Here is a 21017-nt window from a genome sequence, read left to right on the forward strand (position 1 = left end):
TCGGGCTACTGGCGCTGGAGTAAGGGCTGGGGTAGGGTAGGCGCATTTTTCACACCGCCGACACGTTTTTAACGCGGTACGTATTCAGAGCGTAGGCTTTAAAGCTCAAGCAACAGGAAGTGGAGCACTATGGGCAAGTCACTGGTCATCGTCGAGTCGCCCGCCAAGGCGAAGACGATCAATAAATATCTCGGCGACGATTTTATCGTCAAGTCGAGCGTGGGCCATATACGTGACCTACCGACCAGCGGCTCGGGTAAGGCAGCCGCCGATCCGAAAGAGCGTGCTCGCCAGGCTGCGGCTACGCGCAAGCTCTCACCGGATGAGAAAGCAGCGTATAAAAAGCGCAAGGCCCAGGATCAGCTGATCCGACGCATGGGAATCGATCCGGCCAACGGGTGGCAGGCGCAGTATGAAATTCTGCCCGGTAAAGAGAAAGTGGTGGCGGAGCTTAAAAAGCTCGCGGAAAAGGCGGACGCCGTTTATCTGGCAACGGACTTGGACCGCGAAGGGGAAGCCATTGCCTGGCACCTGCGCGAAACCATTGGCGGGGACGATACGCGCTACAAGCGCGTGGTGTTCAATGAAATTACCAAGAATGCCATTCAGGACGCGTTCAAGGCCCCGGGTTCCTTGAACATTCCCCGGGTGGAAGCGCAGCAGGCGCGGCGCTTTCTGGACCGGGTAGTGGGCTTCATGCTTTCGCCGCTTTTATGGGCAAAAATAGCGCGTGGCCTTTCGGCGGGGCGTGTACAGTCGGTAGCGGTACGCCTGATTGTCGAGCGTGAGCGCGATATCCGTGCCTTCATTCCTGAAGAGTTCTGGGACGTTCATGCCGATCTGGTATCGCCGGACGGTGAGCCGGTACGCTTCACCCTGGCGCGCCAGGATGGCCAGGCGTTTCGTCCAACGTCGGAAAAAGAGACGTTTTCGCGCATTGAAGCGCTGCGCGGTGCCTCGCTTGCGATCACCAATCGCGAAGATAAACCGACCAGCTCCAAGCCCACCGCCCCCTTCATTACGTCCACGCTTCAACAGGCGGCAAGCGGGCGGCTTGGTTATTCGGTGAAAAAGACCATGACCATGGCCCAGCGTCTTTACGAGGCGGGCTATATCACTTACATGCGTACCGACTCCACCAACCTTTCCAAGGATGCGGTGGAGAGTGCGCGTGATTATATTGAAAGTGAATTCGGCAAACGCTATCTGCCGGAGTCTCCCAATCGCTATTCGAGCAAGGAGAGCGCGCAAGAGGCGCACGAAGCGATCCGGCCTTCCAACGTGGAACGCAAGGCGAGCGACCTGGCCGGTATGGAGCGCGACGCCGAGCGCCTTTACGAGTTGATCTGGCGCCAGTTCGTGGCCTGTCAGATGGTGCCGGCACAATATCTTTCCAGCACCTTGAGCGTGGAAGTGAGCGGCTATGATTTGCGGGCAAAAGGGCGCGTACTGAAGTTCGATGGCTATACCCGGGTGATGAAACCTGCCGGCAAGAATGAAGATCAAAGCCTTCCGGATCTTCCCATCGATACCCCCATGGCGCTTGAAAAGCTCGACCCTCAACAGCATTTTACCAAGCCCCCCGCCCGGTATACCGAGGCGAGTCTGGTAAAGGAGCTCGAGAAGCAGGGTATCGGGCGTCCTTCAACCTACGCCGCGATCATTTCGACCATCCAGGACCGGGGTTATGTGAAGCTGGAAAGCCGGCGCTTTTATGCCGAAAAGCTTGGCGATATCGTCACAGAGCGCTTGAAGGAGTCATTTCCGGATCTGATGGATTTCTCCTTCACCGCGCGCATGGAGGACAGCCTCGACGAAGTGGCCGAAGGCGAGCGCAACTGGCAGGCGCTTCTGGACAGCTTCTACAGCGAATTTCGCCAGGAGCTGAGCAAGGCCGAAAGCGAAGAGGGAATGCGGCCCAACCAGCCCGTACCCACGGATATCGACTGCCCGGCCTGTGGCCGCAAGATGCAGATTCGCACCGCCTCGACCGGTGTCTTTCTGGGCTGTAGCGGCTATAACCTGCCGCCCAAGGAGCGCTGCAAGACGACCATCGACCTGATTCCCGGCGATGAAGTAGTGGCGGATGACGCTGGTGAAGAGGCGGAAACCGATGCGCTTCGCGCCAAGCGGCGCTGTGAGAAGTGCGGTACGGCGATGGATAGCTATCTGATCGATGAAACGCGCAAGCTGCATATCTGTGGCAACAGCCCGGATTGCGACGGCTACGCCGTGGAGCACGGCAAGTTCAAGATCAAGGGCTACGATGGACCGCTCATCGAGTGCGACAAGTGCGGCTCGGACATGCAGCTCAAATCCGGTCGTTTCGGCAAGTACTTCGGCTGCACCAACAGCGAATGCAGCAATACCCGCAAACTCTTGAAAAGCGGCGAGGTGGCACCTCCCAAGATGGACCCCATTCCGATGCCGGAGCTTGCCTGTCAGAAAGTGGACGATCACTACGTGCTGCGCGACGGGGCGAGCGGGCTTTTCCTGGCTGCCAGCAAATTTCCCAAGAACCGCGAGACGCGCCCGCCCCTGGTCAAGGAGTTGAAGGCACACCGGGACGAGCTGCCGGAAAAGTATCACTTCATTCTCAAGGCGCCCAGCGAAGACCCGGATGGTCGGCCGACGCAGATTCGCTATTCGCGCAAGAATAAAGAGCAGTACGTGATGACCGATGAAGAGGGCAAGGCCACCGGCTGGAAGGCAACCTTTGAAGGCGGTAAATGGCACGTGGAGGACAAGCGCAAGTGATGGCTCGTGCGCGCACCAATCAGTTGCTCTACCAGGCAGAGCTCTTGATCCAGACGCCCGTCCAGGACGACGAGCAGGCTGTTGCCCGGCAGATGGCAATCGAGGAGGGCGCCTTGGCGCTCTTTGAACTCGCGCTGAATTCCTTTCTGGACGAGGTGACCGAGCATGCTCGTCTGGATACCCACCTCTGGCAGGTACTCCTGGCCCCGGACGGCCCGGAAGTGGCCGAGCTTACCCGCCTGCGCGATCTGGCAGGGCAGCCCGAGAGCTGGCTTCACTGGCTGGTGGGCAAGCTTTTAAAACTGCATGGTGATGAAGGAGCGGCCAGACGGCCGGTACACAATCCGGCCATGATCGCGCTGGAAGGTGAAGCACCGCTGGCGCAGGCACTCACCCATCAGCTTCAGGCGGCCAAACGGGAAATGGCTGCGCTGCGTGAGACTAGCCAGGAGTGGTAGCCTGATCGCCGGTTTTCGAAACTTTTCTCTACCCAGCTGCCCTGAAAGGCGTAGTTGGTGAGTGTCAGCTGTCAGCGTTGTCATTGATGACAACGACCGATCATGCGGAAAGATTCGATACACCACCACCAGGTCAAGGGCTTGAGGACATGGGCCCAGGACCCTCATGAGCACTAGTGGCTCCTGGCGATAGCCCAGCAGCTTTTTCACGGTCGGGCACTGACAGCGGCGGCGGCAATAGGGTATAAACGTGCCAAGCCATCAATACCTGTCGGCCAGTAGTTCCGGCCTGTACCGAGAATTGTCAGATGCCTGTAAACCGCCGTCGCTTTTTAGCACTTGCCATGGGCTGGCCTGCCGTGGCCGGTGCGACTGTCTCTTCTCCTGTGAGCGAGTATCAGCCCAGTGATCTCGTGGAAACGCTGCTCAGTCGGGCGGCGGTGCCACGCCATAGCAATGAACTCTGGGTGTTGATCGACGATAAAGAAGGCGTGTTGAGCATTTTTCGCGGAAACGCCCTGATCGAGCGTTTCACGCCGATTTCACGGGGTACCGGTGGTGCGAGGACCCATCGCGTACGAGGGGACAGCACAACGCCGCTGGGCGAGTTTCGAATTTACCGGTTCAATCGCGAAAGTCGGTGGCGTATTTTTATCGGTATCGATTATCCTACGCCCCCTCATGCCCGAATGGCGCTCGAGAAAGGCATTTATTCCCAGGCCGATTACGAGGCCTACTTCGATGAGTACCGCCGCTACGGTTACCCGCCGCAGAATACCGCACTGGGGGGGGCTATCGGCATACACGGCATTGGTTCATCCGACCCGGACATTCATGGGCGCTATCACTGGACCCAGGGGTGTGTGGCGGTGAACAATGAACAAATCGATCGTATTGCGTCGCTTGTAGATGTTGGCACTCGCGTCGTGATCCGCTAGTATGGCCGTGATGCATAAGGAAGTTCGCGGTTTTAAAAAGGTGGCTATAGACAAGCGTTGTGGTCTAATATAAAACAGCGTTTGACTTGAACGTTAAGACGTAAGTCATTGGCGTTAGTCACTGAAAAAGAACCTGCACCGCAGGTAGACAAAACTAAGCTAACCTTCTAGCCTTACGTTTTGTTATGCCTTCAACGTAGTACCCAAGGAAGACTCAAGGAGAACATTATGACTATCAAGACTGCTCTGAAAATGACCGCTGCTGCTGCTTCTCTGGCCGTTCTGGCTGGCTGTGCTTCTACCAGCGCTCTTGAAGAAGTTCGCATGACTGCTGAATCTGCCCAGGCTGACGCTGCAGAAGCTCGCAGCATGGCTTCACAGGCTCTGAACACTGCTAACCAGGCTCAGCGCGATGCGCAAGCTGCTCTGCAGATGACCGAGCAAAGCCGTGAAGAAATGAGCCGTCAGTTCCAGCGCTCCATGCAGAAGTAATTCTGCATGGACCACTGAGCATTCTATAGCTCAGCGGTCTGCGTAAGGTGTAAAAAACCCCGCCTGGTGCGGGGTTTTTTTATGGCCGGCTGTCGATCAAGACCGGTTCATGGTGACTATCGCAAGCTGGTACCCAGGCTGAGACGATAGTCACCAAGTCTTTCTGGCGTCTCTTTCAGGCGTCGCCGTCGTTTTCGATGGCGGCACTAAGCTCCACTTCCTCGAAAATCCCCTGACGCTGAGAGGGGGCTTGTTCTGCCGGAGATTCGGCTTCCATGGCGGGCGCCTGGGGGCCATAAAGCGCTACGAAGCGGCCATTGGGCGATTCCACTGCGTGCTTCACCTGGGCGTAATCCACATTGACGTCGTCGCCGGTCAGCGCTTCAACGCGCTCGATGGCATTGAGGAGTGGTTCAAAATCGCCCACGTTCTCCTCGAGCTGCGGGTAGGACTGTACAAAGAGCGTGCCATCAGCGCCCCAGCCCGCCTTGAACGGCGCATCCATCAGGTTCACCTGCGTGCCGCTTGGAAGCCGCTCGTAAAGGGATTCGATGTCTTCTGGGTACATGCGGATACAGCCGCGGCTGGCCCGCATGCCTACGCCGTCCGGGCGGTTGGTGCCGTGGATCAGGTAGCTTGGCATGGCCAGCAGGATCGCGTGACGGCCCAGGGGATTGTCCGGACCGGCGGGCACTACCTCGGGGGCCGGTTCGCCGCGTTCGGCGGCTTCACGACGCATGGAGGAGGGAGGGGACCACGCCGGATCCTTCACCTTCACGGTCGTGCGGGTCATGCCCACCGGAGTCGCGAACTCTTCGCGGCCCACGCTGACCGGGTAGGTCTCGACGATACCCGGATTATCCGCCGGGTAGTAGTAAAGACGCAGCTCGGACAGATTCACCACCACACCCTCTCGGGGGGCCGGTGGGAGAATGTACTGAGCCGGTATTACCACCTCAGTGCCTTCACCGGGTACCCACAGGCTGACCTCCGGGTTGGCCATGCGAATTTCTTCATAGCCGATATTGTGACGTCTTGCGATATCGATCAGGGTTTCATCGTGATCCTGCACCTTCACGGTGTAGTAATCGCCGATGATGTCACCCTCTTCCGGCAGACGAAAATGCCCCCGGGGCAGTTCGCGCTGCTCGGCAATCTGATCGGCGCTGGCAATGGCGTCGCCTTCCAGGGTGGGTGTGGCATTGGATGCCTGTTCGTCGGCATTCTGTGCGTAAACTGGCCCGGTCAAGCTGGCAGCTAACAGCACTGCCAAGCTGGTGGGCCCCCAAAGGCTGAAGGTGCGTCGTATAGTCATGGTTGTTCCTGTTGAGTTAATCCACCGCTAAATCGCGTCTTGATTCGAGCCAGTCCGCTTATATAGGCAGCTTGGATCCAAGTTTGCCCCAAGGTTCATGCCGCCGCTACTTTTTGATTCAGCAGGCCCAGCAGGTTTTCGACGATTTCGAAGCGCTGCTCGGTTTTTTCCATCTCGAATTCAAACCTCAAGGTGTCGGAGCCATCCAGCCGGTAGTGGTTGGGTGAGGTCTGAATCAATTTTACCAGCGTCAGCGGGTCCACTTGAGTGTCGCTTGCAAAAAGAATCCGTCCACGGCTGCTGGAAGCCTCGATGCGTGCAATTCCCAAGGGCTCGGCCCGGTGACGCAGCCTGGTTTGACGTATCAGATTCTTGAGCGCATCCGGCAACAGCCCGAAGCGGTCGATCAGTTCCACCTGAAGCTCCTTGAGCTCGGCGTCGTCCTGGGTATTGGCAATGCGCTTATACATGACTAAGCGCTGCTGTACATCATGAATATAGTCATTGGGGATCAATGCGGGTAGGTTTAAGCTGATTTCGAGCCCTGTATTGAACGGCGCATCGATATTGGGCGTCTTGCCTGCCCGTATGGCCTTCACCGCACGATCGAGCATTTCCATATAAAGCGAGTAGCCGATGGTTTCCATCTGGCCGCTTTGTTCATCACCCAGAAGTTCGCCCGCCCCGCGGATTTCCATGTCATGGCTTGCGAGCTGGAAGCCGGCACCCAGGTCATCGGAGGCGCTGATGGCTTCAAGGCGTTTCACCGCATCGCGGGTCATGGCCTTGGGCGGCGGCGTCAGCAGATAGGCATAGGCCTGGTGATGGCTTCGTCCTACGCGTCCGCGCAGCTGATGCAACTGGGCGAGGCCGAACTTGTCCGCGCGCTCGATCAAGATGGTATTGGCGCTGGGTACGTCGATACCGGTCTCGATGATCGTGGAGCATACCAGTACGTTGAATCGACGGTGGTAGAAATCCGACATCACCCGTTCAAGGCTTCGTTCGGGCAGCTGGCCGTGTGCCACGCCAACGCGTGCCTCGGGAACCAGCTCGCGGATCTGCTCGGCGGTATTCTCGATGGTCTTCACTTCGTTGTGCAGAAAGTACACCTGACCACCACGCAGGATCTCCCGTAAAAGCGCCTCCTTGACCAGGCTTTCATTGCGCTGCTGCACGAAGGTCTTGACCGAAAGACGGCGAGCCGGTGGCGTGGCAATGATGGAGAGATCGCGAATGCCGCTCATGGCCATGTTCAGCGTGCGCGGAATCGGAGTGGCGGTGAGGGTCAGAATGTCGATCTCGGCGCGCAGGGTCTTGAGCTTCTCTTTCTGGGCCACGCCGAAACGATGCTCCTCATCGATGATCAAAAGCCCCATCTTGGGCAATTCGACGCTCTTGGAGAGAAGCTTATGGGTGCCGATGACGATGTCGGCCTGCCCCTCCTTGATGTTTTCAAGGGTCTTGGTCATCTCCTTGCCGCTGGTGAAACGCGAAATCAGGCTGATGTTCACGGCGGTGTCGGCAAAGCGGTCGCGGAAGTTTTCAAAGTGCTGACGAGCAAGCAGGGTGGTGGGTACCAGCACCACCACCTGGCGCTCGGACTGCACGGCCAGAAAGGCCGCGCGCATGGCGACTTCGGTCTTGCCGAAGCCCACGTCGCCGCACACCACCCGATCCATGGGCTGAGGGGACACCATATCGCCGATCACCGCTTCGATCGCGGCCTTCTGATCCGGCGTCTCTTCAAAGGGGAAGCTTCCGGCAAAGCGGCTGTACTCTTCGTCCGGCGTGGCGTACACGGTGCCTTTCTGAGCTTCACGGCGGGCATAGATATCCAGAAGCTCGGCGGCGGTGTCACGGATTTTCTCGGCGGCCTTGCGCCGCGCCTTCTCCCACTGATCCGATCCCAGTTTGTTGAGCGGGGCGTGCTCGTCATCGGCACCGTTGTAGCGCGAGATCAGATGAAGGCTGTCCACCGGCACATAGAGTTTGGCGCCATCTGCGTAGGCCAGCGCCAGAAACTCGTTGGCCTGGCCACCGGCTTCCAGCGCCTCGAGCCCCAGGTAGCGTCCCACGCCGTGGGCCTGGTGAACGACCGGCGCACCTTCCTTGAGCTCGGACAGATGGCGGACGGCCAGCTCGTTGTCGTCGGTCGCCTTCTCCTGGCGGCGGCTTTGGCGGACCACATCGCCAAAGAGTTCGGTTTCGCTGATTACTGCCACGCTGGGCTTGGTAAGCCACAGGCCGCTGCTTACCAGGCTCTCGGTAATGGCCGCTCGGTCGTCGTTTTCCAGAAACGCGCTGAAGCTCTCCACGTGGGGAAGCTTGATATGCAGCGGCGCTAAGAGCTCTTCCAGCGCCTCCCGGCGACCACGGGATTCCGCCACGAACAGCACGCGGGTGTCGGGGTGGCCGGTCAGGAAATTGGTCAATGCGCCAAGGGGTTCTTTTGCCCGGGCATTGATCGCAAGCGTCGGCAGCGCCTGGGCGTCGGGGGTGTGGGCGTGGCGATGAGGCGTCTGTTCGCTGACAAGCTCAAGGCGCGGACGCTCTTTCACGGCCGAGAAAACCTCGTTCACCGGGATGAAGGCACGGTGAGGCGGCAGGAGCGGCCGGGTCGGATCCACGCCGAGATTCTCGAAGCGTGACTCGATGGATTGCCAGTGCTGCTCGGCGGCTTCGAATACGCCGGGAAGTAGCGCGACCCGCGTGTCGGGGGTGACGTGTTCGAAAAGCGAGGCCGTCTGTTCGAAAAACAGCGGCAGATAGTGTTCGAGCCCGGGGGAAGGGATCGCCTTGAGCGCGTCGTTGTAAAGCGGGCACTGACGCGGGTCGACGTCGAAAAGCGTCTCGAACTGTTCGCGAAAACAGGCAATGGCGCTGCGGCTCAGCGAGTATTCGTGGGCGGGGAGAAGCTCGATCTTGTCGACTTTTTCCGTGGAGCGCTGATTGGCCGGGTCGAAATGGCGCAGCGTGTCGATTTCCTCATCGAAGAGGTCGATGCGAATCGGCTCATCCATGCCCATGGCGAAAAGGTCGATGATTGCGCCACGCATGGCGTATTCACCCGGCTCATACACCGTTTCCACTGCCCGATATCCGGCTCGAGACAACGACTCGCGAAAGCTCTCGCGCTCGAGAGTGGCACCCGCTTCAAGCGTCAACACGCGCCCGGCAATGTAATCCACCGGTGGCAGTCGCTGCATGAGGGTGTTGATGGGCACCAGGACGATACCTTTCACGCCATCCTGGAGCAGCTTGAGCGTGCGCAGCCGGGTGGACACGATATCTTGATGGGGCGAGAAACTGTCGTAGGGCAGCGTTTCCCAGTCCGGAAAGGGGAGAACGGGCACGCGGCTATAGAACGACAGATCCTGCTCCAGACGCTGGGCGCTGGCCGTGCTGGGAGTGATGACCAGCAAGGGAGCCGTGTTGGCGATCCGGGCGAGGGTAAGCGCCGTGGCACTGCCCGACGGCGACGTCAGGTAGAGCGTATCGCGTATCCCTTGGGGTTCGGGCGGGTCGAGCAGAGAGAAAGAGGCCATAGTCAGAGTATCTTGCGCTTGAACAAAAGCTGAATCATACACGATACGCCCCGCCAATTAGAGGGGCGCACGTCCGCGCCTAACCGGTTTTCGCGTTTGTAGTCAAATGGGTGTTTCTGTAATACCCCTACACGGTGTGCGACTATCCTTTGATTGCGACCTTGATGTAAGGCCCGGATAATACGCGCTGATTACTGTCCATCAGGTCAATCATCCATCACGCCAAACCATGCAAAGGGGCCGCACGTGAGTCAGCCAACGCTCGAGAACGTTTTTCAACAGTGGCAAAGCGACGAAGCGCTTGCCGAGCAGATGATTCCGCTGGTCGGCCAGCTTTACCGTCAGAACAATGTCGTCGCGACGATGTTCGGACGTTCGCTGATCAAGCGCTCGGTGATCCGGATCCTCAAGGACCACCGCTTCGTGCGCAAGATCGAAGGCACCGAGCTTTCGGTTGAAGACACCTACCCGATCGTCAAGGCGATGTGCGAGCTGAACCTGGCTCCGGCGCATGTGGATATCGGTAAGCTGGCGGTCAATTTCAAGCGTCAGGGCGGTGGGGACCTCGACGCGTTTCTAGCGCGCGAGCTGAGTGACATCATCGATGGCTACCAGCACGGCGCGAGTACCGGCGAGCCCCAGGACGTGGTGCTTTACGGCTTTGGCCGTATCGGCCGGCTGCTTGCACGGGTGCTGGTGGAAAAAGCCGGCGGCGGCAATCTCTTGCGCCTTCGGGCCATCGTGGTGCGCGGCCGCGGTGATATCGCCAAGGACCTGGAAAAACGTGCAAGTCTTCTGCGTCGCGATTCGGTTCACGGCCCCTTCGATGGCAGCATCTCCGTTGATGCCGAGGCGCGGACCTTGACGGTGAACGGTAACGTGGTTCAGGTCATCTACGCCGATTCACCGAGCGAAGTCGACTACACCGCCTATGGTATCGATAACGCCGTGGTGGTGGATAACACGGGTATCTGGCGTGATGAAGCCGGCCTTGGCCAGCATCTGGAGTGCAAGGGCGCGGCCAAGGCGCTTTTGACGGCGCCGGGCAAGGGCGATATCAAGAACATCGTGTTTGGCATCAATCATACCTCGATCGGCAAGGAGGATCGCATCGTCTCGGCGGCCTCGTGCACTACCAACGCCATCGTGCCGGTGCTCAAGGTGCTCAACGACGAATACGGGGTCAAGACCGGCCACGTCGAAACCGTTCACGCCTATACCAATGACCAGAACCTGATCGACAATTACCACAAGGGGGATCGTCGCGGTCGCAGTGCAGCGCTCAACATGGTGCTGACCGAAACCGGTGCGGCAAAGGCGGTAGCCAAGGCACTGCCGGAGCTTGAGGGCAAGCTCACCGGCAACGCCATTCGCGTACCCACGCCCAATGTCTCCATGGCGATTTTGAACCTGACTCTTGAAAAAGAGACCGATCGCGCTGCGCTGAACGACTATCTGCGTCGTATGTCAATCGACTCCGCCTACCAAAAGCAGATCGATTTCGTCGACTCGCCCGAGGTGGTGTCCTCGGATTTCGTGGGCAACCGCCACGCCGGCATCGTGGATGCCAAGGCAACGATCGCCAACGGCAATCACGCCGTGGTGTACATGTGGTACGACAACGAATTCGGCTATAGCTGCCAGGTCATTCGCATTCTTCAGCACATGTCCAACGTCGAGTTTTTGAAACTGCCCCGTTCATGAAGGCTGATTCAGAGCCGCCGCGTGCAACGCGCCATGTCGCATATCCATGAATGACGCCACCGGGAGGTGGCGTTTTTTCATGGAACAGGTAAGCCAATGTAAGTGGATATATCACTTTACGAGTCCGTCGGGGATGTGGTCATTGGCCGCGCTTATCTTTATAATGCGGTAGATTTTTCGGGGTGGTTCAAGCTTGCTTGGGCCTGACTGGTAACGATCTGACAGAAAACAATAATTCACTGGGCAGAAAATAAGCATTCGAACCCCTTACCTTCGTATATCCGATCCATCAACTGGGCGAGACTATGATCGAAGTCAAAAAAGGCCTGGATCTCCCCATCACGGGAGCGCCTGAGCAGCGTATTGACGATGCGCGGCCTGTGCGCCATGTGGCAATCCTGGGTACCGACTACGTTGGCATGAAGCCAACCATGGAAGTTCAGGAAGGGGACAAGGTCAAACTGGGCCAGCTGCTTTTCACCGACAAGAAGATTGAAGGCGTGCGTTTTACAGCGCCCGCCGGCGGTGAAGTAGTGGCTATCAACCGTGGCGAAAAACGACGCCTGCTCTCGGTGGTCATTAAAGTCGACGAAGATGAAGAAGCGGTGACATTCGCCTCTCACGATCGTTCTTCTTTAGCTCAACTCGAGCGACAGCTGGTTGTCGACCAACTGGTCGAATCCGGGCTCTGGACGGCACTGCGTACACGTCCTTTCTCGCGTACGCCAATGATAGACAGCAAGCCTGCCGATATTTTCGTGACGGCTGTGGATACTCATCCGCTGAGTGCCGATCCGGCTGTCATCATCAATGAAGATGCCCAAGCGTTTGAAGATGGCCTCAAGGTGCTAACACGCCTGACCGAGGGCAACGTCTTCCTGTGCACGGGGGCTGATGCCAGCATTCCCGGTGGGGACATCGACGGTGTCAAGGCCGAAAGCTTCGCCGGCCCGCATCCTTCCGGTCTGGTAGGCACGCATATTCACTACCTTTCGCCCGTGGCCTTGCACAAGAAAGTCTGGCATATCGGTTATCAGGACGTCATGGCATTTGGCAAGCTCTTCACCGAAGGCAGGCTGAGTACCCAGCGTATCGTGGCGATCGGCGGCCCGCGCGCCGAGAATCCCCGGCTTGTACGTACCCGCCTGGGTGCCTGCATCGGGGAGTTCATGGTCAACGAAGTCGTGAAACCTGAAGATACGCGTGTGATTTCAGGCTCGGTATTCGCGGGCACCACGGCAACAGGTAAGCTGGCTTATCTGGGCCGCTTCAGCAATCAGATCAGCTTGCTTGAAGAGGGCAACAAGCGAGCGCTGCTGGGCTGGCTGTCGCTGGGGGCGGATCGCCACTCGGTGCTGGGGATCTATCTTTCCCGTATCAAGGGGCTGCGCAATTACGCACCCACTACCTCGACCAATGGCTCTGAACGTGCCATGGTGCCGGTAGGGTCCTACGAGACGGTCATGCCCCTGGATATCCTGCCGACGCAGCTGCTGCGTTCGTTGATCGTGGGCGACATCGAGGCTGCCATGCAACTTGGGTGTCTCGAGCTGGACGAAGAGGATCTGGCGCTATGTACTTACGTTTGCCCGGGTAAATACGAGTACGGACCTATCCTGCGTGACAATCTCACCATGATCGAGAAAGAGGCCTGATGATGGGTATTCGACAAACACTCGATAACCTCGAGCCGCATTTCGTCAAAGATGGCAAGTACGCAAAGTTCTACCCGCTTTACGAAGCGGTAGACACGATTTTCTACTCGCCGCCCAGTGTGGCCAAGACAACTGCTCACGTGCGTGATGGTATCGACCTCAAGCGCATCATGATCACCGTCTGGCTCTGCACTTATCCAGCCATGTTCTTCGGCATGTGGAATGCCGGCTGGCAGGCAAACGTGGCGATCGATGCAGGTTATGCCTCCATGGGAGGCTGGCGCGAAGCCATTCTGGCAACGCTTGCCGGTGGGCATGACTCATCCAGCCTCTGGTCCAACTTCCTGCTGGGGGCCACGTACTTCCTGCCTATTTACCTGGTCACCTTCGTGGTCGGTGGTTTCTGGGAAGTGCTGTTTGCCGTCAAGCGTGGCCACGAAGTCAACGAAGGCTTCTTCGTGACCTCGGTGCTCTACGCGTTGATCCTGCCCGCGACCATCCCGCTTTGGCAGGTGGCCTTGGGTATCACCTTTGGCGTCGTGATCGGCAAGGAAATTTTTGGCGGTACCGGCAAGAACTTCTTGAACCCCGCGCTGACCGGCCGTGCCTTTCTCTACTTTGCCTATCCGGCGCAGATCTCCGGCGATGCCGTCTGGGTGGCGGCTGATGGTTATACCGGTGCGACCGCGCTCTCCGTGGCCTTCCAGGATGGCATGGGCACACTTACCAGCACCTTCAGCTGGTGGGACGCCTTCCTGGGTTATGTACCCGGGTCGGTAGGTGAGGTGTCGACGCTTGCCATACTGATCGGTGCGCTGGTACTGCTCTATACACGGATTGCCTCGTTTCGAATCATGCTGGGCGTGTTTCTGGGTATGGTGGCCGCCAGTACGGTGTTCAACCTGATTGGCTCGGACACCAATCCCATGTTCGACATGCCGTGGTACTGGCACTTCGTGATCGGCGGGTTTGCGTTTGGTATGGTGTTCATGGCGACCGATCCGGTCTCTGCTTCGATGACCAACCAGGGTCGTCTGATTTTCGGTGCGTTGATCGGTGTGCTGACGGTGCTGATCCGTGTGGTCAACCCGGCCTTCCCGGAAGGCATCATGCTGGCCATTCTGTTCGCCAACCTGTTTGCACCGTTGATTGACTACTTCTTCGTCCAGGCCAACATCAAACGCCGCGTCAAGCGTACAAGCGTACCGGCTGAGGAGACCGCCTAATGGCTGAAAGTAACAACACCGTCATCATGGCAAAGAGTAACAACTCCATTAAGAAGATTCTGATCGTGGCGTTTTCGCTATGTATCGTTTGTTCGGTGATTGTCTCTACCGCGGCCGTGGCCCTGCGTCCTACACAGCAGCTCAACCAGGAGCTGGATCGTAAAACCAACATCTTGAACGTGGCCAGGCTTTATGAGCCGGGCATGGATGTCGAGCAGGCTTTCAGCGAGCAGATCACCGGGCGCGTGGTCGAGCTTGAAACCGGCGAATACACCGACGAGTTCGATGCCGACGAGTACGACGGTTTCGAAGCGGCGCGCGATCCGGCTACCGGTCGTACGCTCTCGGGCGATCGCGATATCGCGGGCCTTTCGCGGGTGGAAAACTACGCCACCGTCTATCTGGTCGGCGATCCCGATGACCCGGAGCAGATCGTTCTACCGATTCGTGGCCAGGGCCTTTGGGGCCGTATGCGAGGCTTTCTGTCAGTGGAAGGTGATGGCAATACCATCGTGAGTATCACCTACTTCGAGCACAGCGAAACGCCCGGACTCGGCGCTGAAGTAAACAACCCGCGCTGGCAGGCTCAGTGGGAAGGTAAAGAGATCTACGATGAAGAGGGTGACCTCTCACCGGCGATCCACCTGACCAAGGGGGGCGCCAGCAACGAGCACGAGGTGGATTCGCTTTCCGGTGCCACGCTGACCAGTAACGGCGTGACCAACATGCTGCAGTTCTGGCTCAGCGAAGAAGGGTTTGGCCCTTATCTGGCCACGTTCCGCGGCGATACCGAACCGGAAGACGCCGAAGATACCGACACCGACTTCAACGACGTTGAGGGGGCTTGATCATGGCGGATTTAAATGCAAAAGGCGTGCTGGTCGCGCCAATATTCCAGAATAACCCCATTGCGCTGCAGATCCTGGGGATCTGTTCGGCGCTGGCGGTCACCACCAGCATGAGCGTATCGCTGGTCATGGCGCTGGCGGTTATTTTTGTAACCTCTTTTTCGAATCTGTTCGTATCCTTGATACGTAACCATATTCCTTCCGCAATTCGTATCATCGTGCAGATGACCATCATCGCGTCGCTGGTCATCGTGGTGGATCAGATCCTCAAGGCCTACGCTTACGAGATGTCCAAGCAGCTGTCGGTCTTCGTGGGCCTGATCATTACCAACTGCATCGTGATGGGTCGCGCTGAAGGCTTTGCCATGTCCAACACCCCGGGCATGTCGTTTCTGGATGGTATCGGCAATGGTCTGGGCTACGGCTTTGTACTGATTGTGGTTGGTTTCTTCCGCGAACTTCTCGGTGCGGGCAGCGTGTTTGGTTTCACCATACTGCCCACCGTTCAGGATGGTGGCTGGTACATCTCCAACGGGCTGCTGCTGCTGCCGCCTTCCGCCTTCTTTATCATTGGTCTGTTGATCTGGGTGCTTCGCTCGATCAATCCCGAGCAGGTGGAAGCGAACGAGTTCAAGATGAAGGAAAACACCAAGCCGAAGGAGGCCGTTTAACATGGAACACTATATAAGCCTTTTCGTGGCTGCGGTCTTCGTCGAGAACATGGCACTTGCCTTCTTCCTGGGCATGTGTACGTTCCTGGCGGTATCCAAGAAGGTGTCTTCCGCCATCGGTCTGGGTATTGCGGTTATCGTCGTGCTGACGGTCACCGTGCCGGTGAACAACCTGGTGTTCACCTACCTGCTGCAGGAAGGCGCGCTGACCTGGACAGGGATCGAAGGTGCCGAGAACATCGATCTGTCGTTTCTGGGCCTGCTTTCCTATATCGGTGTCATCGCGGCGCTGGTACAGATCATGGAAATGTTCCTTGATAAGTACGTCCCGTCGCTTTACAACGCGCTGGGTGTTTTCCTGCCCTTGATTACCGTCAACTGCGCAATCCTCGGTGGCGTGCTGTTCATGGTGGAGCGTAGCTACACCTTCGGTGAATCCGTAGTGTACGGTTTCGGTGCCGGTACAGGCTGGGCGCTGGCGATTGCAGCCCTGGCAGGTATCCGCGAGAAGCTAAAGTACAGCGATGTACCGGGTGGCCTGCAAGGGCTCGGCATCACGTTCATCACCGTTGGCTTGATGTCTCTGGGCTTTATGTCCTTTTCTGGCATTCAGCTTTAATCGGCCGGTTTTCTCGGCAGCTCGGGCTGCCGGGATAGAGAAACCTTCAGCAATAGGAAACCGATATGGTTGATACAACTATCATCTTGCTCGGTGTTGTCATGTTCACGATCATCGTCATCAGCTTGACGGTGATCATTCTGGCAGCGCGCAGCAAGCTCGTGAGTAGCGGGGACGTGACCATCGAGGTCAATCACGACCCCGAGAATACTCTGAAGACTCAGGCCGGCGGTAAGCTTCTGAACACGTTGGCGGCCAACGGTATTTTCCTCTCGTCCGCCTGCGGTGGCGGCGGTTCCTGCGCTCAGTGCAAGTGTCGTGTCGAAGAGGGCGGTGGTTCGATCCTGCCCACTGAAGAGTCGCACTTCACCATGCGCGAGAAAAAGGAAGGCTGGCGCCTTTCCTGTCAGGTACCCGTCAAGCAGGACATGAAGATCGAAGTGCCTGAAGAGGTATTCGGCGTCAAGAAATGGGAGTGTGAGGTTACCGCCAACCCGAACGTCGCTACCTTCATCAAGGAGCTGAACCTAAAGCTCCCCGAAGGCGAAGAAGTGGCCTTCCGTGCCGGCGGCTATGTGCAGCTGGTTGCACCGCCTTACGATATCAAGTTCTCGGATTTTGAAATCGAGGAGGAGTACCGCGGCGATTGGGAAACATTCAACCTGTTCGATGTTTCCCACAAGAACAACGAAGAAGTGATTCGCGCCTATTCCATGGCGAACTACCCGGAAGAGAAGGGGCTTCTCAAGTTCAACATTCGTATCGCCACGCCACCGCCCAAGTCGGATCACCCGCCCGGGTTGATGTCGACCTACGTCTTCAGCCTGAAAAAAGGCGACAAGGTCGAAGTGATGGGCCCCTTTGGTGAGTTCTTTGCCAAGGATACCGACGCCGAGATGATCTTCGTCGGCGGTGGTGCCGGCATGGCGCCCATGCGTAGCCATATCTTCGATCAGCTCAAGCGTTTGAAGACCGATCGCAAGATCTCGTTCTGGTACGGTGCGCGCTCCTGGCGCGAGACCTTCTACAACGAAGAGTACGACCAACTAGCCGAGGAATTTCCCAACTTCGAATGGCATCTGGCGCTTTCCGACCCGCAGCCGGAAGACAACTGGGAAGGCCCGACCGGATTCATCCACAACGTGCTGTATGAAAACTATCTAAAGGACCATCCGGCGCCTGAAGACTGCGAGTATTACATGTGCGGGCCGCCCATGATGAACGCCTCCGTGATCAAGCTCCTGCTGGATATGGGTGTCGAGCCTGAAAACATCATGCTGGATGATTTTGGTGGTTAAGAGGTAAACCCTCGCTCAACGGGGCTAGCATGGTGCTAGCCCCGTTCATTTAAGCGCAGGCCGTACTGCCTGATTATATCGAGCACTCTCGGGTATAATGACGCCGTACACCCTTTGTTTGAATTTGATTTTAATCCGATAGGGGCACTTTCAGGACGCGCTGCTGTCCTGAGGCAAGACGATAACGTCATAGGAGGCACGAATGGCTATTTGGCTACTGGTATTTGGTTTCATGGCATTCATCATGACGGCCATGGCGGTTGGCGTTCTGGTCGGACGTAAACCGATCGCCGGTTCCTGCGGCGGACTCAATCAGATTGGCATGAAAGATGGCTGCGATATCTGTGGCGGCAAGGACAAGGTATGCGAAGAAGAGAATCGCAAGCAGGGCACTTTGCGCCGGGCAAGCGATGAAAGCCGTGGTGCGGACCTGGGCTATAACGCCGTACGTCGCTAACCATCGCTTTTACATGCGATGTCTTGCATGCGCTTTCTTTACATACTGGGCCGTCATCTGAGAAGTCTTCATGAGCAGCAAAAGGCGGCGCACGTGACGTGACAGGGTAAGCGCGAGTGCTCAAGAGGCGCTCGCGACAACGGGGACGAGGAGACGCAGCAGTATGGCGGTTCATAATTATGATGTGGTAGTGATTGGCACAGGCCCTGCCGGTGAAAGCGCGGCGATCAACGCGGCCAAGAACGGCCAGCGGGTAGCGATCATCGAGAAGCAGCCTCAGGTAGGGGGCAACTGTACCCACTGGGGCACGATTCCTTCCAAGGCGCTACGCCATCAGGTCAAGCAGATCATGGCGTTCAATACCAACCGCATGTTCCGCGATATCGGCGAGCCTCGCATGTTCTCCTTCCCTAGAGTGATGGAGCGCTCCCGGGATACCATCGACCGACAGGTCGAGATGCGCACCACGTTCTATGCGCGTAACCGAATCGATCTCTTTCACGGTACCGCGCGTTTCAAGGACGAACACACTTTACTGGTACGTGATCGTCACGAAGGCACCGAAGAGCTGGTCGCCAAGCGCATAGTGATCGCCACCGGTTCGCGCCCTTACCGTCCTGCCGATATCAACTTTCGACACCCGCGCATCTACTGCTCGGATACTATCCTGAGCCTTTCCCATACGCCGCGCACTCTGGTCATTTTCGGTGCCGGTGTCATCGGCTGCGAGTATGCATCGATCTTCTCGGGTCTGGGCATCAAGGTAGACCTGATCAACAGCCGCGATAGCCTGCTGTCGTTTCTGGATGACGAGATCAGCGATGCGCTCTCCTATCATCTACGCAAGCACGGCGTGCTGGTGCGTCATAACGAAGAGTATGACCGCGTCGAGGGTGATGAATCCGGCGTCATCGTCTATCTGAAATCCGGCAAGAAGATTCGCGCGGACGCCTTTTTATGGGCGAATGGTCGAACCGGTAATACCGATAGCCTGGGGCTTGAAAACATCGGCCTGAAAGCCAACGGCCGTGGTCAATTGAGCGTGGATGATCACTACCGCACCGAAATCCCGCACATCTACGCGGCAGGCGATGTGATCGGTTGGCCCAGCCTTGCCAGCGCGGCTTATGATCAAGGGTTGAACTCCTGTAACGAGCTGCTCGATAAAGAATATCGCTTCGTGACCGATATCCCCACGGGGATTTACTCGATTCCGGAAATCAGCTCATTCGGACGTAACGAGCGTGAGCTGACCGAGGCGAAGGTTCCTTACGAAGTCGGCAAGGCGTTTTTCAAGGATACCGCCAGAGCGCAGATCACGGGCGATACCGTGGGCATGCTGAAGATCCTGTTCCATCAGGACACGCTGGAAATTCTCGGCATTCACTGCTTTGGCGACCAGGCCTCCGAAATTCTGCATATCGGACAAGCGATCATGCAACAGGAAGGGGAGGCCAACACGCTTCGCTATTTCGTGAATACGACCTTCAACTATCCCACCATGGCTGAAGCCTACCGAGTGGCGGCGCAAAATGGTTTGAACCGCGTTTTCTGAGGTAAAAGCATGGTTTCAAGCCTTCAGGAAAAATCAAAAAGGGCCCAGAGGGGCCCTTTTTGACATGTCTTAATCCCCTAGAAGCTCAAGCGCCCGGTCCTGCCAGGGGCCTTCGCGGGCGGCGGCCTGGGCCAGCGCATTCCGGGACGCTTCGGTTTCGCCATTCTGAGCAAGCAGCAGGCCCAGGTTGAGCCAGGCCGCGCCCAGGTCTGGATCACTCTGTGTGGCGGCCTCAAAGGCGCGCTGGGCAGCGCTGGGCTGGTTATCGGCATAAAGGGCATTGCCCAGGGCGAACTGGGCCAGCGCATTGCCAGGATGACGCTCGACCAGCGCTTGCCAGCTCCTCAGGGCAGCGACCGGGCCGTGCAGCGTCTCATAGGCGCTGATGGCCTCCACCGCGCTGCGTGCCGACACGTTGGCGGCAAGCTCCCCCGGCGCCTTGACTACAAATCCCCAACGATCGCTGCGCGCCCAGGTTGCGTCGAAGCGGCTAAACGACACCGTGTGCCGCTCGATTTCGCCGCTTCGCAGCACCAGTTGCTCACCGGGCAGGTCATAGCCGATCGCCACCGCGTAGTGCCATAGCGGGTAGATGGGAAGCGATAGATTCTGCATCACCACTACCGGCTCCCCTGCATCCAAGTGTGCAAGCAGCGTATCCATGGTCGGGCGTATGGGGTAGGCGATCAGGTCGTGGCGGCGAGCGGTTGCCAACATTTCCGGTTGCAGGCTGCCCTCGCGCCCGGGCAAATATACCTGGCTGATCAGCTCGTCGAGAGTGGTGTCCTGGCCTTGATAGCTGAGCACCATGGCAAGACTTGCCGGGCCGCACTGATACTCGGTTTGCGCAAAGAAGGGCACGTCAGTAAGCTCTACCTCGGGAGTGATGCTCTGGTAGGTGCTTTCGAGCAGAACCGGACTACGCGCGCAGCCGGTAAGCCATAAGGCCAGCATGAAAACGCCCGCTAAGCGGGCGTCGTCTAAAAAGCGGCTCATCGGCTGCGCCTAGCGGGTGAACGGGTAGACATCGGTCAAACCGAGAATGTCGGTAATCAACAAGATGATGAACACCGCAAACAGCGCACCGACCACGCCGCTGGCACCGGCGGGCAGCTCGTCAAGACGCTCGGCCATCTGCTGGGCTTCGGTGTCGCTCAACGCTGCGACACGCGCCTGAACGTCGACCGGGTCGACGCCCTGATTCAAGAGCGCCTGCTGTACATCCCCGCGGGCAAGAACATCGTTGATACGCTGGCGCTCGGCGCCTGCCTGGTCGCTGGCAAGAACCGACTGGGTCGAAATCAGGGCATTGGATGAGGCGTCGACGGAGGCCATGGCTGGCAGGCTGGTGACGACAAGCGCCATTATCAACAGAGCAGAAATAGAGGCACGCAGGTTTTTCATCGTCTTCAATCCTTGGACAGTTGCGCAAAGCGCTTTTTTAATTCGAAACAAACCTCGAGTCCTGTTCAGTGG

Annotated in this window: 17 protein-coding genes; 13 read left to right on the forward strand and 4 right to left on the reverse strand. The window is 57.8% G+C overall.

Annotation, left to right across the window (positions count from 1 at the left end):
• Positions 1-129: 129 nt before the first annotated feature.
• The 4 genes from topA to ACWF8S_RS06895 all read left to right on the forward strand — a co-directional run bounded on the left by topA (position 130) and on the right by ACWF8S_RS06895 (position 4645).
• A complete protein-coding gene (gene topA / locus ACWF8S_RS06880; RefSeq protein WP_447556109.1) occupies positions 130-2757 on the forward strand; it encodes a type I DNA topoisomerase in 2628 nt (875 codons plus the stop codon).
• Complete coding sequence (locus ACWF8S_RS06885) at positions 2754-3215, forward strand: DUF6586 family protein (RefSeq protein WP_447556560.1); 462 nt, start codon at positions 2754-2756, stop codon at positions 3213-3215. The genes topA and ACWF8S_RS06885 overlap by 4 nt, the downstream gene beginning before the upstream one ends.
• A gap of 308 nt (positions 3216-3523) precedes the next feature.
• Positions 3524-4153, forward strand: a complete 630-nt coding sequence (locus ACWF8S_RS06890) for a L,D-transpeptidase family protein (RefSeq protein ID WP_447556110.1) — start codon at positions 3524-3526, stop codon at positions 4151-4153.
• Positions 4154-4381: 228 nt separating this feature from the next.
• Positions 4382-4645: an Lpp/OprI family alanine-zipper lipoprotein gene (locus ACWF8S_RS06895; RefSeq protein WP_447556111.1), complete on the forward strand. Its 264-nt coding sequence runs from the start codon at positions 4382-4384 to the stop codon at positions 4643-4645.
• 175 nt (positions 4646-4820) lie between these two features.
• Here ACWF8S_RS06895 and ACWF8S_RS06900 read toward each other — a convergent pair whose 3' ends face one another.
• Together ACWF8S_RS06900 and mfd are read right to left on the reverse strand one after the other, a co-directional pair.
• Positions 4821-5960, reverse strand: coding sequence for a L,D-transpeptidase family protein (locus ACWF8S_RS06900; RefSeq protein WP_447556112.1), 1140 nt, complete (start codon positions 5958-5960; stop codon positions 4821-4823).
• A 95-nt stretch (positions 5961-6055) separates the two neighbouring features.
• A complete protein-coding gene (gene mfd, locus ACWF8S_RS06905; RefSeq protein ID WP_447556113.1) occupies positions 6056-9508 on the reverse strand; it encodes a transcription-repair coupling factor in 3453 nt (1150 codons plus the stop codon).
• Between the two features lie 246 nt (positions 9509-9754).
• Between mfd and ACWF8S_RS06910 the strand changes: the two genes are divergently transcribed.
• The 9 genes from ACWF8S_RS06910 (at position 9755) to sthA (ending at position 19541) form a co-directional block, all read left to right on the forward strand.
• Positions 9755-11212 carry a glyceraldehyde-3-phosphate dehydrogenase gene (locus ACWF8S_RS06910; RefSeq protein WP_447556114.1) on the forward strand — a complete coding sequence of 486 codons (1458 nt, stop codon included), beginning with the start codon at positions 9755-9757 and terminating at the stop codon, positions 11210-11212.
• A gap of 305 nt (positions 11213-11517) precedes the next feature.
• On the forward strand, positions 11518-12867 hold the full coding sequence (locus ACWF8S_RS06915) for a Na(+)-translocating NADH-quinone reductase subunit A (RefSeq protein ID WP_447556115.1): 1350 nt from the start codon (positions 11518-11520) through the stop codon (positions 12865-12867).
• A complete protein-coding gene (locus ACWF8S_RS06920) occupies positions 12867-14093 on the forward strand; it encodes an NADH:ubiquinone reductase (Na(+)-transporting) subunit B (protein ID WP_447556116.1) in 1227 nt (408 codons plus the stop codon). The genes ACWF8S_RS06915 and ACWF8S_RS06920 overlap by 1 nt, the downstream gene beginning before the upstream one ends.
• A 26-nt stretch (positions 14094-14119) precedes the next feature.
• A complete protein-coding gene (locus ACWF8S_RS06925) occupies positions 14120-14941 on the forward strand; it encodes a Na(+)-translocating NADH-quinone reductase subunit C (protein WP_447556561.1) in 822 nt (273 codons plus the stop codon).
• A gap of 2 nt (positions 14942-14943) precedes the next feature.
• Complete coding sequence (locus ACWF8S_RS06930) at positions 14944-15612, forward strand: NADH:ubiquinone reductase (Na(+)-transporting) subunit D (RefSeq protein WP_447556117.1); 669 nt, start codon at positions 14944-14946, stop codon at positions 15610-15612.
• 1 nt (position 15613) lies between these two features.
• Positions 15614-16231: an NADH:ubiquinone reductase (Na(+)-transporting) subunit E gene (gene nqrE, locus ACWF8S_RS06935; RefSeq protein ID WP_447556118.1), complete on the forward strand. Its 618-nt coding sequence runs from the start codon at positions 15614-15616 to the stop codon at positions 16229-16231.
• 65 nt (positions 16232-16296) lie between these two features.
• A complete protein-coding gene (nqrF, locus tag ACWF8S_RS06940; protein WP_447556119.1) occupies positions 16297-17529 on the forward strand; it encodes an NADH:ubiquinone reductase (Na(+)-transporting) subunit F in 1233 nt (410 codons plus the stop codon).
• 202 nt (positions 17530-17731) lie between these two features.
• Positions 17732-17986, forward strand: coding sequence for a (Na+)-NQR maturation NqrM (gene nqrM, locus ACWF8S_RS06945; RefSeq protein ID WP_447556120.1), 255 nt, complete (start codon positions 17732-17734; stop codon positions 17984-17986).
• A gap of 163 nt (positions 17987-18149) precedes the next feature.
• The gene (gene sthA, locus ACWF8S_RS06950) at positions 18150-19541 is read left to right on the forward strand and encodes a Si-specific NAD(P)(+) transhydrogenase (RefSeq protein WP_447556121.1); all 1392 of its coding nucleotides are present in this window, start codon (positions 18150-18152) and stop codon (positions 19539-19541) included.
• Between the two features lie 69 nt (positions 19542-19610).
• Here the strand turns inward: sthA and ACWF8S_RS06955 are convergent, their stop codons facing one another.
• Complete coding sequence (locus ACWF8S_RS06955; protein WP_447556122.1) at positions 19611-20495, reverse strand: PA2778 family cysteine peptidase; 885 nt, start codon at positions 20493-20495, stop codon at positions 19611-19613.
• Between the two features lie 51 nt (positions 20496-20546).
• Positions 20547-20945 (reverse strand): PA2779 family protein, encoded by a 399-nt coding sequence (locus ACWF8S_RS06960; RefSeq protein ID WP_447556123.1) that lies wholly within the window; start codon positions 20943-20945, stop codon positions 20547-20549.
• Positions 20946-21017: the final 72 nt, after the last annotated feature.

The sequence above is a fragment of the Vreelandella xerophytica genome (assembly GCF_968048975.1).

Excerpts from the sequence above, each read along its gene's own strand:
- ACWF8S_RS06930 (WP_447556117.1), top strand. The coding sequence starts at position 14,944 with ATGGCGGATTTAAATGCAAAAGGCGTGCTGGTCGCGCCAATATTCCAG.
- ACWF8S_RS06920 (WP_447556116.1), top strand. The coding sequence starts at position 12,867 with ATGATGGGTATTCGACAAACACTCGATAACCTCGAGCCGCATTTCGTC.
- nqrE (WP_447556118.1), top strand. The coding sequence starts at position 15,614 with ATGGAACACTATATAAGCCTTTTCGTGGCTGCGGTCTTCGTCGAGAAC.
- topA (WP_447556109.1), top strand. The coding sequence starts at position 130 with ATGGGCAAGTCACTGGTCATCGTCGAGTCGCCCGCCAAGGCGAAGACG.
- ACWF8S_RS06895 (WP_447556111.1), top strand. The coding sequence starts at position 4,382 with ATGACTATCAAGACTGCTCTGAAAATGACCGCTGCTGCTGCTTCTCTG.
- nqrM (WP_447556120.1), top strand. The coding sequence starts at position 17,732 with ATGGCTATTTGGCTACTGGTATTTGGTTTCATGGCATTCATCATGACG.
- ACWF8S_RS06955 (WP_447556122.1), bottom strand. The coding sequence starts at position 20,495 with ATGCTGGCCTTATGGCTTACCGGCTGCGCGCGTAGTCCGGTTCTGCTC.
- ACWF8S_RS06900 (WP_447556112.1), bottom strand. The coding sequence starts at position 5,960 with ATGACTATACGACGCACCTTCAGCCTTTGGGGGCCCACCAGCTTGGCA.
- nqrF (WP_447556119.1), top strand. The coding sequence starts at position 16,297 with ATGGTTGATACAACTATCATCTTGCTCGGTGTTGTCATGTTCACGATC.
- ACWF8S_RS06890 (WP_447556110.1), top strand. The coding sequence starts at position 3,524 with ATGCCTGTAAACCGCCGTCGCTTTTTAGCACTTGCCATGGGCTGGCCT.
- ACWF8S_RS06925 (WP_447556561.1), top strand. The coding sequence starts at position 14,120 with ATGGCAAAGAGTAACAACTCCATTAAGAAGATTCTGATCGTGGCGTTT.
- mfd (WP_447556113.1), bottom strand. The coding sequence starts at position 9,508 with ATGGCCTCTTTCTCTCTGCTCGACCCGCCCGAACCCCAAGGGATACGC.
- ACWF8S_RS06960 (WP_447556123.1), bottom strand. The coding sequence starts at position 20,945 with ATGAAAAACCTGCGTGCCTCTATTTCTGCTCTGTTGATAATGGCGCTT.
- sthA (WP_447556121.1), top strand. The coding sequence starts at position 18,150 with ATGGCGGTTCATAATTATGATGTGGTAGTGATTGGCACAGGCCCTGCC.
- ACWF8S_RS06915 (WP_447556115.1), top strand. The coding sequence starts at position 11,518 with ATGATCGAAGTCAAAAAAGGCCTGGATCTCCCCATCACGGGAGCGCCT.